Origin of the sequence: Paractinoplanes atraurantiacus (assembly GCF_900215205.1) — a bacterium.
GTDB lineage: Bacteria > Actinomycetota > Actinomycetes > Mycobacteriales > Micromonosporaceae > Actinoplanes > Actinoplanes atraurantiacus.
In genome coordinates, this window is the sequence record NZ_OBDY01000049.1 from 1 (window position 1) to 14,039 (window position 14,039).

Genomic DNA, 14,039 nt, shown 5'->3' on the forward strand with positions numbered 1-14,039 from the left:
GCCCGCGCCGCCCCGCCCAGCCCGCGTCACCCCGCCCAGCCCGCGTCACCCCGCCCAGCCCGCGCGGGGCGCTGCACTCCGGGCGCATTTCACGAAATTTCGGGCGAAAGGCTGGCATCGTCGGCGGGGTGAAGGGACTCAGCCGGGCGGCGGCCACCCGCGGCGTCGAACAGCGCCTCGAAGCCACCCTGCACGCCCACGCCGGCCTGCGCCTGGTCCCGGTCCCGGCCGCCTTTCTGCGCCCGCCACCCGGCCCCGGCGCCCGCATCCTCCGCGGCGGCCACCTGCCCGACCTCGGCGACACCGCCGGCACCATCTTCGACGAGATCCGCCACTTCTGGGAGGAGTCCGGCTGCCGCGTCGAGGACGGCCCCGGCCCCGACGGCCGCGTCCTCGTCGTCCACGACCCCGCCGGCTACGTCATCACCCTGGCCCACCTGCCCGGCGACGCCGACCCGACCCTCACCGTCGCCTCGCCCCGCGTTCCCGCCGAAGTGATCGACCGCGGCCTCCTCGCCGGCCTGCTGGCCGGCATCGCGCTCGGCTGCGGCGGCCCGTGCCTGTGCTCGCTCGGCCCGATGACCGCTTTCCCGTCCCTGGCCGGCCTTTCCGCCCCCTATTGGGGTTGGGTCCCGCTCTATCTGCTCGTCGGCGCTTCCGCCTGGCTTCCCGAGACCCGCCGGTTCGGCTTCGGCTTCCTGGCCGCCGGCGCCATCGTCGGCGTCTCGGTGGCCGGCATCTTCAGCTGACCTGCGGGCGTGCCCGGCGCTTGCCGCCGCCGTACTTCTTGGTGTCTCGTTTGGCCTCGTACATCGCCGCGTCGGCGCCCTTCATCAGGGCCTCGTAATCCGTCGCGTCCTCGGGGAACAGCGCATATCCCACGCTGCCGCCCACTGTCACCTGCTGGCCTTCGATGGTGAAGGGCTCGCGGAGGCGGTCGCAGATGCGGTCGGCCACCGCCGCCGCCACCGTGTCGTCGGGGTCGCGGGTCAGCAGGATCGCGAACTCGTCCCCGCCCAGCCGGGAGACCACGTCGTCGTCGCGGACCGCGCCCAGCAGGCGCTTGGCCACCTGCTGGAGGAGCACGTCGCCGGCCTGGTGGCCTTCGGTGTCGTTGACCTGCTTGAAGCCGTTCAGGTCGAGCACCATCAGCGCCACCTGGCCGCCGTGCGACGCCGCGTCGGTGACCACCCGCTCGGCGCGGTCGATCAGGTAGCTGCGGTTCGGCAGGCCGGTCAGGGAGTCGTGGAACGCCTGGTGGCTCAGTTGCGCGACGTGCGCCTGGGCCGCCTGGCGCATACCGGCGCTGTCGACGATGAGGGTGCCCTCGACCGACAGCTGCTCGGCGAAGATGCGGTCGCGGAAGGTCCATTCCCGTGGGGCCGAGGAGTCGCCGCACAGGATCATGCCGACGGGTCCGCCGGTCGACATCAACGGCATGGCGATGTACGACTTCATGCCCATCGAGCGCACCGGGCCGTTCGGCAGCACGTTCGCCGTGGCGGCGTCGTTGACCAGGGAGACCTTGCCGTCCTTGATCGCCTGCCAGATCGGGGTCTGCGCGATCGCCTGGCCGAGCACGGTGGCGAGGGCGCTGTCGTCGCCGGGCAGGTTGACCCCGTGCACGTAATCGATCTTGCCCGCCGCGTCGATCAGGAAGACGGCGGCGTGCTCGGTGCGGAAGCCGTCGGCGGCGGCGCCGGCCAGGATGCGGCCGGCCGCCTCGACGCTGGTCGCGGCCATGCCCTCTTCGAACAGGCGGCGGATGATGGCGGTGTTGTGCGAGACCCACTGCCGCTGCTTCTCGGCGGCCAGGCCCTGCAGGGTGGTGGCGAAGTGCAGCGCGAGCACGGCGAGCACGTCGGGGCGCAGCTCGTCCAGGTTGCTTCCGGTCAGCAGCAGCACGCCGACGGTCTGCCCGCCGATGCGCAGCCGGATCGGCATCTGCTCTCCGGTGACCTTGGGGGCGGCGCCGGCGGCGAGGCGGAAGACCTTGCCCGCCGTGAGGGTGTCGCGCTTGCCGGGCTCGCCGAGCTGCGCGGTCGGGAAGAGCAGACCGGTCTCGGAGTCGAGTTCGAAGACCGTGGCCGCGGTCAGGCCGGCCGCCCGCTCGAGGTGGGTTCTGGTCAGGTCGAGGACGTGCTGCACCGACGGGGTGTCCTTGGTCATGAACGCGACCAGGGCAGCGAGCAGCGCCTCTTGCGGCTCGTCGACGGGCTCCGGCCCCAGAGGCCGGATTTCGCTGCTCACGCTCATGCCCTTATGAGTCGGCACCAAAGGGCGGGGCTTGATAGGCCGGGGGAGTGCGAGCCGGGTGCACCTCGGTTCCTGCCTCTTCGGGCAAACATCGACGCTCATGAGTCCTTGACGCTACCTGTGAAACATTGTTGAAATGTGTTGGCTCATGGCGTAACACGAGCGACCGAAGGGATCATCGCGCGTGAGAAGACATGCCCTGCTAGCCGCCCTCCTCATCACCGCCTCTCTCGGCCTGGCCGCCCCCGCCAGTGCCGCCCCCACCTGGCATCCCGGCATCCCGCCCCTGGCCACCCCCTGGACCAGCAAGGTCGGGCCCACCAACGCCCTGCCCGAATATCCCCGGCCGCAGCTCACCCGCGACAAGTGGCAGAACCTCAACGGCGTGTGGGAGTTCGCCAAGGCGGACGTCGGCCAGGCCGTGCCCGCGGGGCAGAGCCTCGGCGAGCGCGTTCTGGTGCCGTACCCCATCGAATCTGCCCTTAGTGGCATTCAGAGGCACGAAGACCGCATGTGGTACCGCCGGACCTTCACCGTGCCGGCGAACTGGAAGGTCGGGCAGGGCAACCGCCTGCGCCTGAATTTCGGGGCCGTCGACTACGACGCGAAGGTCTATGTGAACGGCACGCAGGTCGCCACGCACCGGGGCGGCTACGACGGCTTCGACGCCGACGTCACCGACGCGCTGATCGGCACCGGCCCGCAGGAGTTGATCGTCTGGGCCGAGGATCTCACCGACGCCACCGGCCAGCCGATCGGCAAGCAGCGCCGAACCGGCGACCGCGGCATCTTCTACCAGGGCAGTTCCGGCATCTGGCGCACGGTCTGGATGGAGCCGGTGCCCACCGCGAACATCACCGAGTTGGTCTCGACGCCATCTTTGTCGGCTTTGCGCCTCAAGGTGAACGCCACCGGGAGCGGCTTGACCGTCAAGGCGGTGGCGCGTGACGGCTCGCGCGTCGTCGGCACGGCGACGGGCGCCGCCGGCAGCGAGCTGACCCTGCCGATCACCAAACCAAAACTCTGGACCCCCGACAATCCTTTCCTGTACGACTTGACGGTCACCCTGCTCGACAACGGCCGCACGGTCGACACGGTCGGCTCGTACTTCGGCCTGCGCACGGTCGGCACCGCCAAGGGTGCCGACGGCAAGCTCCGGATCACCGTCAACGGCAAGATCCTGTTCAACATGGCCAACCTCGACCAGGGTTTCTGGCCGGACGGCCTGCACACCGCGCCGACCGACGCCGCCCTGAAGTGGGACCTCCAGCAGGACAAGGCGATGGGCTTCAACGCGGTCCGCAAGCACATCAAGGTCGAGCCGGACCGCTGGTACTACTGGGCCGACAAGCTGGGCCTGCTGGTCTGGCAGGACATGCCGTCGTCGAACACGGGCCCGATCCCGCCCGAGTGGCGCGACCAGTTCGAGGCGGAGCTGCACGAGATGGTCCGCGAGCATTCGTCGTGGACGTCGATCGTGGCCTGGGTGCCGTTCAACGAGGGCTGGGGCGAGTGGGACCGGGCCGCCACCGGCCGCATCGCCGACTCGGTCAAGGCTCAGGACCCGTCCCGCCTGGTCAACGCGCACAGCGGCGTGAACTGCTGCAACTCGAAGGGCGACTCCGGCCGCGGCGACGTGATCGACTTCCACCAGTACCTCGGCCCGGCCTCCCCGGCGCCGTCGGAGACCCGTGTGTCGATCGACGGCGAGCACGGCGGCTACGGCCTCAAGACGTCCAACCACATGTGGTTCGGCGACGGCCAGGCGTACGAGATGGAGCCCGACTCGGCAACCCTGACCGCCAAGTACGTCGGTAATCAGGAGGAAGTGCTCACTTCGGCGCAGTACTGCGGCATCAGCGCGGCCATCTACACGCAGCTTTCGGATGTGGAGGGCGAGCTCAACGGCTTCTTCACGTACGACCGGCAGGTCACCAAGATGGACCTGCGCAAGGTCAAGGCCATCAACCAGAAGATCATCCGCTCCGCCGACGGCTCGGGTGCTTCGGTGCCGCAGCCGCCGGCCGGCACGCCGGGTCTGACCGGGATCGCTTTCTGGCCGCTCGACGGCTCGTACGGCAGCCTGACGCCGGCCGGATCATTTGTTGACGGGCACAACGGGCAGGGTGTGGCGCTCAACGGCTCGTCGGAGTTCCTCGACGCCGGCGCGCCGCTGCTGAACACGGCCTCCGACTATTCGGCCGCCGCCTGGGTCAGGCTCGACAAGGCCGACGGCGCCTTCCAGACGGTGATCAGCCAGGACGGCCCGCAGAACAGCGACTTCTTCCTGCAGTACTCCGGCGCCGACCAGCGTTTCGCGATGAGTTTCGCCGGCGTCCGCGCGCTGGCGTCGTTCAAGCCGACGGTGGGCCAGTGGTACCACTTGGTCGGCGTCAGGGACACGGTCAAGGGCGAGTTGCGGTTGTACGTCGACGGCACGCTCGCCGGCTCGGTCAGCGCGTGCCTGCCCCAGGCCGCCCCGACCGGCAACACCGTGATCGGCCGCGGCAAGTACGGCGGCAACCCGGTCGACTACCTGGACGGCACCGTCGACCAGGTCCACCTGTACGACCGCGCCCTCTCGGCCGCTGAGATCACCTCCCTGTACGAATCCGGCAACTGACCCTGGCTCATGGAGGCGGGTCGCATCGACCCGCCTCCATGCTGGTGGATCTAGGACATTCACCTCCTGTTTTCGCAGCTCAAGGCCTAGATTCGGCCCATGCGCATCGCGACGTTCAACCTGGAGAACTTCGACGAGACCCCGGCCGGCGTCAGCCCGTCGCTCGCCGCCCGCATCGCCCTCATGCGCCCGCAGATCAAGCGGCTGCGCGCCGACATCGCCTGCTTCCAAGAGGTCCACGGCCAGGAACGCCCCGGCCAGCCCCGCGACCTGCACGCCCTGCGCGAGCTGCTGACCGGCACCAACCTCGAAGGCGCCGAACTGGTCAGCACCAAACCGAAGGACGACGGCGTCTACAACGAGCGCAACCTGGTGGTAGTCACCCACCTGCCGGTGCTGGCCCGCCACCAGCTCCGCAACGAGCTGGTCAAGGCCCCCACCTACCGCCGCCTGACGGCCAACCCACCCGACCAGTTCCCCATCGAGATCAACGTCGAGCGCCCCATCCTCCACGTGGAACTCAACGTCGGCGGCACCCCCCTCCACGTCATCAACGTCCACCTCAAAAGCAAGATCCCGTCAGACATCCCCGGCCAGACCATCGACGCCTACACCTGGCGCAGCGCCGACTCCTGGGCCGAGGGCAGTTTCATCTCCTCCATGAAGCGCATGGCCCAGGCCCTGGAGGTCCGCCGCCTGGTCGACCAGCTCCTGGACGCCAACCCCGACGCCCGCATCGTGGTGGCCGGCGACTTCAACGCCACCCCCGACGAGGTCCCCGTCCTGGCCATCCGGGGCCAAGTGGAGGACACCGGAAACGGCGCCCTGGCCGGCCGGGTCCTGGTACCCATCGAGACCTCCATCCCCGAGTCCTCCCGCTACACCCTCTTCCACCAGGGCAAGGGCGACATGCTCGACCACATGCTGGTCACCCGCAACATGCTGGCCCACTACCGAGGCTCAGAAATCCACAACGAACTCCTCCACGACGAGTCCCAGTCCTTCGCCACCGACACCAAGTTCCCCGAGTCCGACCACGCCCCCGTGGTCGCCACTTTCGACTTCAGCTGACCTCCCTCACCTCGGCGGAGTGATCCGTCCTCACCACGGCGGAGTGATCCGTCGAAATCGCGCGCTGCCAGCGCTCCGTCAGCTCGGGGAACGCGGCCCAGCCGGCACGGTTCCGCCGCCAGGCGACCGTGATCCCGCGCTCGGCCAGGAGCACCCAGGCCAGGGCGATCACCTCCGGATCGTCGGCGCTGGGGTCAGGCAGCAGAGGGGAGAGCAGCGCGGCGAGGCTCGCTCTGTCAGCCTCGCCGCCGTCTTCCGTCCGCATGAGGAAGGCGATGGCGCAGTTGGCGACGGCCGCGGGATCGGCCCGCCCGGCGAGCGTCACCTGCATCGAGTCGTACCGGCTCAGGACCTCCAGGGCCGTGGCCACGGTCGCCCGCGTGTCGGTGGCGAGCCGGTCGAAGATCAGCCGGAGATAGTCCGGCCGGGAGTCGGCCGTCAGCCGGGCGGCGGCGTCCATGCCGCACAGGTAGGCGTCCCGCCGCTCGTCCTCCGTCACGTCGAGCAGCGGAAGGGTCCACACTCGCATCAGCAGGTTGGCGGCGGAGACATAGCCCGTCTTCGGGAATCCCAGGTAGAGGTTCACCGTCTCGCCGAGGCGGTCGAACAGCGGCTCCACGGTGTGCATCAGCACGTCGTCCAGGTTTCCGCACTGGAGATACTCCTTGCGGATGAGCTGCGCGGCCCCGTGCTGCGCATAGACGTCCCGCCGGCCGTCGGTGTAGCGCAGCCCGTAGGTCCAGGCCGGGTCGACCGGCGGCGGGGCGATTTCTTCCCGCGCCAGCCCGAGCCGGAAGCCTCGCTGCTCGCCCTCCCACGTCCGTTCCAGGCCGAGGACTGTGCTGATGCCCGACCACTCGTCGCTGGTGAGCTGGGAGCGCCACAACAGCACTTCCTGGTGCCAGACCCCGACGGGGTCGGTGACCGGGCCGAGCAACTCGCGGGCGGTGAGGTCGCCCGACAGACAGGTGGCCAGCAGGACCAGGTTGGCGCCGTAGGCGGCGTGCCGGGCGGGAACGGACTGGTGGCGTGGCTGGTAGACCCCGTACGTGCGGGCGGGGCGGGGGAGATGCGCGGCCCGGAAGAGGCGGATGACCAGGCCGGCCAGGGGAACGCGCTGTTCCGGGGTGAGGGCGGCGGTGTTCTCGCCCAGGAAGGTGAGGATCGGCAAGCGGTTGGACAACGGGGCGAAGGACAGCAGCGCGTGCAGCCTGTCGTCGTCGGCGGGGGCGGCGCTCAACGAGAACTCCGAGACCGCCTCGCGGGCGGCTATCTCGCGGAGGGCCCGCCAGACGATCCAGGCGACCAGATATTCGCCGAAGGTGGCGTGGAGGAACTCGTAGGTGCGCAGGTCGGCGCCGTCGCGCGAAGCCTGCGAGTGATGGATGAAGAAGAAGCGGCCCAGTGCTTTCTCGGCGGCGGTCAGCGGGGCGCGCATGTCGGAGCGGCTCATCGGAGAGGACGGGACCAGCAGGGCGGCCAGGTCGGTCTCCAGCTCGGGCTCGGTGATCCACTGGGTGCCGCGGTTGAACATGGCCAGGCCCACGACCGCCAGCCGGTGCAGCTCCTCGTCGACGGCCCGGGCCAGGCCGCGATCGTCGAGGTCGGGACGGTGCTTGGTGACCTCGCGGGTGGCGAAGTTGCGCAGCAGGCGACCGTACAGCTCGCCCTGGCCCAGGTCGCCCGTCAGGCGCTGGAGGGCGTTGCCGTCGGCGTCGTACAGAGCCAGCATCAGCAACAGCAGAGGCTGGCCGGCCAGGTCGCGGTGGCGCAGGACCGTCGGCGCGGGCAGGGGAGCCAGGCCCCGGGTGGTCAGCCAGCCGGCGTTGGCGGCGTTCCACACCTGGAGCCAGGATTCCACCCGGGCGTCGTCGAAGGGCTCCAAGCGCAGTGCGACCGTGTCCTCGGGAGCGCGGGCGCGGTCGGCCACGCTGGTGCGGCTCGTGACCAGGACGGCCAGAGGCCGCCCCTGGTCGGCCTCGCGCCGCTGAAAGCGCGCGATGCGGACCAGATAGTCGGTCTGGCTGACGCCGGTGGCCTGGAGCAGCTCGTCGAAGCCGTCGAGGATCACCACCGGCAGGGTGTCGGGGCCGGAGCGGACCAGGGCCGGCCACTCGACGCGCTCGCCGGTGGCGGACCTGATGGCGTACTCGATCTGGTCCTGCAGTTCCGCGTCGGCCTGTACCTCGCGCAGGACGACGCGGACGGGCAGGAAATCGGCGGCGGGGAGGCGAGCGGCCATGACCTTGGTCAGCACCGACTTGCCGGAGCCGGGCTGGCCCAGGACCAGCAGCGGGGCGGTCACCGCCTCGGGGGAGGTCAGGTGGCCGGCGAGGAACTCGTCCATGTCGGCGCGCACGGCCTGGGCCGACCACCACTGCTCGTCGCTGGGCGGGGTGCCGGGCTGAACCCGCGCGACTCGGAAGAGCGGCTGGACGTAGGCCTCGGCGAGCGTCGGGATGCGCAGCCCGGGCGGGGCGTCGGACGACTCGACGATCGGGCGGTCGAGGGCCGCGCGATAGGCGCCGGCGACGGCGGCGCGGCGGTCGTCGGGGAGGCGGCCGGTGGAGATGTCGGTCAGCAGGCGCTGCATGCCGGACATCGCGGTGGCGAGCCCGCCGACCGCGGCGTGGGTGGCGGCATGCTGACGCCCGGCCGACCAGAGCGCGACCTCGGGGAAGTCGGCTGCCAGCCGCCGCCGCAGGTCGTCGTAGCGCTCGACGGCTTTGACCGGCAGCTCGTCGAGGACGTCGGCCGTGCGCTCCTGAGCGCGTTCGGGCAGGCGGGAGACGGCCGCCAGCCCCTGCACGAAGTCGAGCGTCGCCATCGAGAGATTCCGGTAGTACGCCGTGAGCCGGCGGCGGAACTCGTCGTCGGGCTCGTGGGGCGAGGGGAGGAGTACGGGACAGGCCAGGGTGTCGAAAGCGAGAATGTCCGCGGCCGAGCCGGGACTGCCGGCGGCCAGCGACTCCTGCTCGGCGCGGGTCAGCTCGAGGTCGGCGAAGCGGAACGGCAGGTCGGCGGCGGCCATCTCCTCGAAGAAGGCGGTCACCACCAAGATCGAGTGGGCCGCCTCGATCCGCTGGGTGCGGCTGTGGCGGGACAGGCCGCTGCGTTTCTCGGCGGCGCCACGGACCAGGTCGCGGCCGAGGCGGGCGAACTCGGCCTTGGCGTCGAACAGGCCGAGCACCGCGGGGAAGGCGGGCACGGCGGCCAGCAGCAGGCCGCCGGCGATGTTGTCGAGGGCCGTGACCAGCTTGCTGTCACCGCCGCCGAGCAGGCGGGCGGCGTCGGCGTAGCTGAGTGTCTTGCCCATCGATGAACTCCCTCGCTGAGGCGGCCGAGGGATCCATCATGGTCCAGGCGTTCGAGGCGCGCGTCCACCCGTGGTCTGACAACCCGAGGGCTGACGACGTGCCTGGCGCGGGCTGCGAGGCTTGGCGAGCGAGAAGGAGGGGAAAGTGGGATTCCTAGACAGTTCGTTCCACGCGGATCACGACCGCTGTCGCGTTGTCGGCGCCGCCCGCGGAGAGGGTGTCGTCGAGGAGGGTGGCCACCGCGGCGGCCGGGTCGTCGGTGGCCAGGATGCGGGTCAGGCGTTCGTAGGTCAGCTGGTCCGAGACGCCGTCGGTGCAGAGCAGGTAGACGTCGCCGGGGTGCAGGGTGACGTTGAGCAGGTCGGGCTCGGGGGCGTCGGGGTGGCCGGCGTACCGGGTCAGGCGGTAACGGGCGGCCGCAGCCTCGTCGGAGTCGGCGGCGAACCAGCCGTTCAGGATGCCCACCCAGGCGATGGTGTGGTCGATGGTGAGCAGGTCGAGCAGGCCGTCACGCAGGCGGTAGGCGCGGGAGTCGCCCAGTTGCACGATCCAGGCGTCGGCGTCGGGGCTGTCAGCGGCCGCGAAAGCCGTGAGCGTGCTGCCCGTCAGTTCGGGCAGGTTGCTTCCCGCGCTGCGCACGGCGTCCTGGGCCTGTGTCACCGCGGCCCGCAGCGCGGCCGGCTCGGGGGCGAGGACGGGCTCGCCCAGGGAGCGGACGAAGACCTCGACCGCCGTGTTGCCGGCGACGGTGCTGCCGGGGCCGTCGCCCATGCCGTCCGCCACCACCGCCAGCGGGTCGCCGGGGTCCAGGTGCAGGACGTCGTAGTTCTCGGTGTAGCGGTCGCCGACGACGGAGCCGGCCGCCGCGGTGAGGCGGCGGCCGGTGACGGTCCAGGCGACCTTGGTGATTTCCACCGTTCTTTCTTATCGGACTCTGGCGCCCAGGCGTGTGGAAAACACCGGGCCCCGCTCCTCGTGGGTTAGAGCGGGGCCCGGCGGTCTCAGTTACCCGTCACTCACAGCGCCGGGTAGGCGTTCGCCATCAGCTCGCGGAACTGCGCGGAGAACCACGCTCCGGAGATGGGGGCGTTGGGCAGGGCGCCGCTCAGGCTGTTGCCGTTGCGGGCGTTGCCGGTGTAGGTCGGGTCGCACATCCGGTCGAAGCCCTTGCCCTCGTCGTTCGGGATGAGGGAACTCGAGCCGTCCGACTCGCCCGGGGGCTTGACCCAGACGTAGGCGTCGATGCCGGTGGCCGGGGCCGCGGTCGGGCGCTCGCCGAGGCCGGCGCCGGACTGGTTGCACCAGTTGCCGGCGTGGATCCGACGGTCGATGCGGGACTCGTTGACGAAGGTGTCGACGTTGGTGGAGGTGCTGGCCGCGGTGGGCCGCTGCGAGCCGCCCCAGCCGTTGCGGGAGGTGTCGATCAGCATGCCGATGTTGGAGTTGAAGCCGATCGAGACCAGCTTCGTGCGGAAGGCCTGTGCGAAGGACAGCTCGTCGGTGTACTGGTTCCAGTCGACCCACTTGGACTGGCGGACGCTCTGGCCGTTGACCGAGGTGGTGGGCTGCACGAACGGCTCACGCAGGGCCGAGTAGTTGGCCGTGTTGGTGATGAAGCCGGTCACGTTGTTGACGCTGCCCGAGGCCTGGGCGGCCTGGAGCATGATGTCGGCGGTGGGGCCGAAGTTGGAGTCCCAGCCGATCCAGCCGTGGTGGGCGGCGTCGACGTAGTTGTAGGTGTTGCTGAGAGCGCCGAGCTTGTTCAGGGCGTATCCGATGCCCTGGACGTAGCCGCCGTTGGCCTTCATCGTGTCGCACATCGCGGTGCCGCCGGCCTGGCCGGACGTGTTGGTCACCAGGTTCGGCAGGGAGTCGATCTCGACGATGTTGATGATGCGGAGGTTCTTGTACTTCGCGTCGGCCTGGATCGCGGCGATCGGGTCGATGTACTCGGCCTTGTAGCGCGGCAGGTCGTTCGGGCCGAGCTCGCCGTTGGAGGCGAGAGCGGCGCAGTCGCGGCCGGGGAGGTTGTAGATGACGAACTGGATGTAACCGGCGCCCTGCGCGACAGCGGCGTCGAGGTGGTCACGCACGCCCATCGAGCCGTTGGAGCTGCTGTCGTCGGTGCCCTCGATCGCGGCGATCCGGTCGAGCCAGACCGCGGTCGGGTTGTTCGAGACGCGGCTGCCGCCGGGCTCGGCCTCGGCCTTGGCCTTCCACTCCGGGTTCACGTAACCCTTGGCCCCGGCGTACGGGTTGTCGACCTTGCTGCCGTTCGGCGGCGGGGTGGTCGTCGGGGGCGGTGTGGTCGGCGGAGGTGTCGTCGGAGGCGGGGTGGTCGTGGGCGGCGGCGAGGTCGGGGTCGTGCCGCCCGTGCAAGCCGTGCCGTTGAGCGAGAAGCTCGCCGGGTTGGTGTTGGTGCCCGAGTAATTGGCGTTGAACCCGAAGTTGACGCTCGCGTTGGTGCCGATCGTGGTCGACCAGGAGGGGTTGGTCGCCGTGACGTTCTGCCCGGACTGCGAGATGGTCGCGCTCCAGCCCTGGGTGATCTGCTGGTTGCCCGGGAAGGCCCAGGTGACACGCCAGCCGCCGGAGATCGGGTCGCCGAGGTTGGTCACGGTCACCGCGCCGGTGAACCCCGTGCTCCAACTGTTGGCGGTGTAGTCGACCCGGCAGCCGGCGGCCGCGCTCGCACTGGTCGCGACGGCGACGCCGAGACCGGAGACGAGCGTTGCTGCGGCAGCCGCGGTCAGGCCGCGGGTGAGGACAGGTCTCATGTGGTGGCTCCTCGAGACATGCGGTGGCGGGGATGGCCGGGAGAGGCATCGAGGGGCATCGCTCCCCGGCTGTCCCGACAGCATGGCATGGGAGCGCTCCCACCGCAACGTCCAAGTTATAGATCAGAAATGATGTGTTAACACCGGGCGGTTGGCCTGGTCATGGCACCCATGGCGTATAAACGGTGCGTGCAGGTTTTCGAGATCGTCGAGGCGCTGGGCGAGGTCCCGAACGCCGAAGTCGCCGTCCGCCGCGGTCTTCTCACCGTGCACATTCCGGCCCTCGGCGACACGGCTGAGCTCGATCCGGACGACGTGCTCGACGCGCAATCCGTCTTCGTGCCGACCAAGGCGCCGGCGGTGCAGCTCGACATCCGCCGGGGGCGCAAGTCGCTGCCGTTGATCGTGACCGTGGACGATGTGGTCTTCAATCCGGCGTATGCCGACGATCTGGTCGAGCCGGGCGCTCACCGGCGCCTGCCCGCGATGCCGGGGCTGATCGCCTACTCGGAGATGCACCGCGATGTGCGGGCCCTGGGCAAGGCGGTCGACGACCAGACGCTCGACCTCGACCCCGAGACCCTGGCCGCGACCCTGCTCGCCCACCGCTGCTTCATCGCCGGGGCGGTCGCGGTCGGCCTGTGGCCGGTGCGGGTCGCGGCCTGGTGGGAGTATTCGCACTCGCGCGTCGGTGGGCCGGCCGGCGTCGCCCCGCTGCGCGCCGACCCGGTCTGGGACGAGCTGATGGCCGACGTCCAGGAAGCCCGCCGCCAGACCGTGGTCCAACAGTTCTGAAAGCGCCGGCCGACGTTCGGGAAGCGCGCCCCCGGACCGTGGTCCAACAGGTCTAGAGCTTCGGGCCGAGGTCGCACAGGCGCGTGGCAGTTGGCCGGCAGACCAGCGAAGAGGCCCGCGACCAGGCGCCACGCAGGGGGTGCGCTAGCTCGGGGAGTCCCGGCCGGCGCTCGGGCGGGGCGCCGCGGTTCAAAGGTGGCTTCAGGAGCGCCGGCCGGGGGTTCGGGCGTGGTGCCGCGGTTCGAAGGCGGTTCAGGAGCGCCAGCCGATGTTCACGCGCGGTGGGCGGGGTGGTGGGGTGCCGGCCAGCAAGGTGTCCAGGCGGTCGTTGATGGTGGTCAAGGCCGTGGTCAGGCGGGGGTCGGCGCCGTAGCGGGCGCGCTGGTCGTGCAAGGTGTCGGTCAGTTCGCGGAGGAGTTGCGCGGCGGCCGGGTCGGATTTCTCGAAAGCGGTCAGTGCCTCGTCGATCTGGTCGTGGGCGGTGCTGAAGGCCGTGGTCAGCAGGGCGTCCAGGCGCTGCTCGGTCAAGCCCTGCAGCGACGACAGCGGGCCCGAAGGTTTCCACGACTGGAGCAGCTCGACCGGGTGGGACTTCTCGTCGTGGTCGATCGTCTTGCGGTGCGGGACGCACAACAGCAGCAGGTTGTCGAAGGAGTCGTACGACGAAGGGTCCGAGCCGGGTGTGTAGCGGGGGCCGTCCGGGTCGGCGCCGCGGATGCGGACCGGCTCGACGTTGACCTCGGGCTCGGTGCCCAGGAAGACCATCACGGGTGTGCGGCAGCCGGGGAAGTCGCAGCTGCCCTGGGAGAGCGCGACCAGGGCGGCGCGCGCCGCCGGGGTCATGCGCGAGGTTTCGTCCACGGTGTGCTCCGAGGAGAAGAAGGAGAAGGCGATGGGAAGGAGGACGATTGGTGTAAGCCGATCCGCCGGGGGGTACTCCAGCATCCCGGCCAGAGATGAGGTCGACATGTCATTTCACGAGATGATCTGCGAGGCGGAGAACGCCAACGAGGTGCTCTTCGTCTGCTCCGACGACTCGTGCGGCCGCCGCGTGGTGGTCGGCAAGTCCCGGCCCCGCCTGACGGTCATCGACCGCGGCGACTTCTCCGCGCGGCACGTCGGCTCGCTCGGTGGCATCAGCATCGAGGGCGTCGACGTCTCGTAAGGCGTGGGAAGACCGGCCGCCCGGACGCCGTTGTC

At 70.3% G+C, this 14,039-nt stretch carries 10 protein-coding genes; 5 read left to right on the forward strand and 5 right to left on the reverse strand.

The features are described from left to right. Positions 1 to 128: 128 nt before the first annotated feature. Positions 129 to 749 (forward strand): hypothetical protein, encoded by a 621-nt coding sequence (locus CRP55_RS49350; RefSeq protein WP_097329049.1) that lies wholly within the window; start codon positions 129 to 131, stop codon positions 747 to 749. On the opposite strand, the gene CRP55_RS49355 is transcribed toward CRP55_RS49350, so the two are convergent. Further along, positions 742 to 2,256 carry a sensor domain-containing diguanylate cyclase gene (locus CRP55_RS49355; protein ID WP_097329050.1) on the reverse strand — a complete coding sequence of 505 codons (1,515 nt, stop codon included), beginning with the start codon at positions 2,254 to 2,256 and terminating at the stop codon, positions 742 to 744. The two genes, CRP55_RS49350 and CRP55_RS49355, sit on opposite strands and share 8 nt — an antisense overlap. A gap of 184 nt (positions 2,257 to 2,440) precedes the next feature. On the opposite strand from CRP55_RS49355, the gene CRP55_RS49360 reads away from it, so the two are divergent. Then, a complete protein-coding gene (locus CRP55_RS49360) occupies positions 2,441 to 4,879 on the forward strand; it encodes a LamG-like jellyroll fold domain-containing protein (RefSeq protein ID WP_179855691.1) in 2,439 nt (812 codons plus the stop codon). Positions 4,880 to 4,978: 99 nt separating this feature from the next. Then, positions 4,979 to 5,950 carry an endonuclease/exonuclease/phosphatase family protein gene (locus CRP55_RS49365; protein WP_218855184.1) on the forward strand — a complete coding sequence of 324 codons (972 nt, stop codon included), beginning with the start codon at positions 4,979 to 4,981 and terminating at the stop codon, positions 5,948 to 5,950. Here CRP55_RS49365 and CRP55_RS49370 read toward each other — a convergent pair. From CRP55_RS49370 to CRP55_RS49380, 3 genes are all read right to left on the reverse strand, one after another. Next, entirely contained in the window at positions 5,943 to 9,266 is a 3,324-nt protein-coding gene (locus CRP55_RS49370) for an NACHT domain-containing protein (protein WP_097329052.1), read from the reverse strand. The two genes, CRP55_RS49365 and CRP55_RS49370, sit on opposite strands and share 8 nt — an antisense overlap. 154 nt (positions 9,267 to 9,420) lie before the next feature. Next, positions 9,421 to 10,182, reverse strand: a complete 762-nt coding sequence (locus CRP55_RS49375; RefSeq protein WP_097329053.1) for a PP2C family protein-serine/threonine phosphatase — start codon at positions 10,180 to 10,182, stop codon at positions 9,421 to 9,423. Positions 10,183 to 10,283: 101 nt separating this feature from the next. Next, positions 10,284 to 12,044, reverse strand: a complete 1,761-nt coding sequence (locus tag CRP55_RS49380; RefSeq protein WP_097329054.1) for a glycoside hydrolase family 6 protein — start codon at positions 12,042 to 12,044, stop codon at positions 10,284 to 10,286. A 189-nt stretch (positions 12,045 to 12,233) separates the two neighbouring features. On the opposite strand from CRP55_RS49380, the gene CRP55_RS49385 reads away from it, so the two are divergent. Next, entirely contained in the window at positions 12,234 to 12,839 is a 606-nt protein-coding gene (locus CRP55_RS49385; protein WP_097329055.1) for a hypothetical protein, read from the forward strand. A 252-nt stretch (positions 12,840 to 13,091) separates the two neighbouring features. Here the strand turns inward: CRP55_RS49385 and CRP55_RS49390 are convergent, their stop codons facing one another. Continuing rightward, the gene (locus CRP55_RS49390; protein ID WP_143235514.1) at positions 13,092 to 13,700 is read right to left on the reverse strand and encodes a hypothetical protein; all 609 of its coding nucleotides are present in this window, start codon (positions 13,698 to 13,700) and stop codon (positions 13,092 to 13,094) included. 106 nt (positions 13,701 to 13,806) lie between these two features. Here CRP55_RS49390 and CRP55_RS49395 point away from each other — a divergent pair, with 106 nt between their 5' ends. Continuing rightward, entirely contained in the window at positions 13,807 to 14,004 is a 198-nt protein-coding gene (locus tag CRP55_RS49395; protein WP_143235517.1) for a hypothetical protein, read from the forward strand. Positions 14,005 to 14,039: the final 35 nt, after the last annotated feature.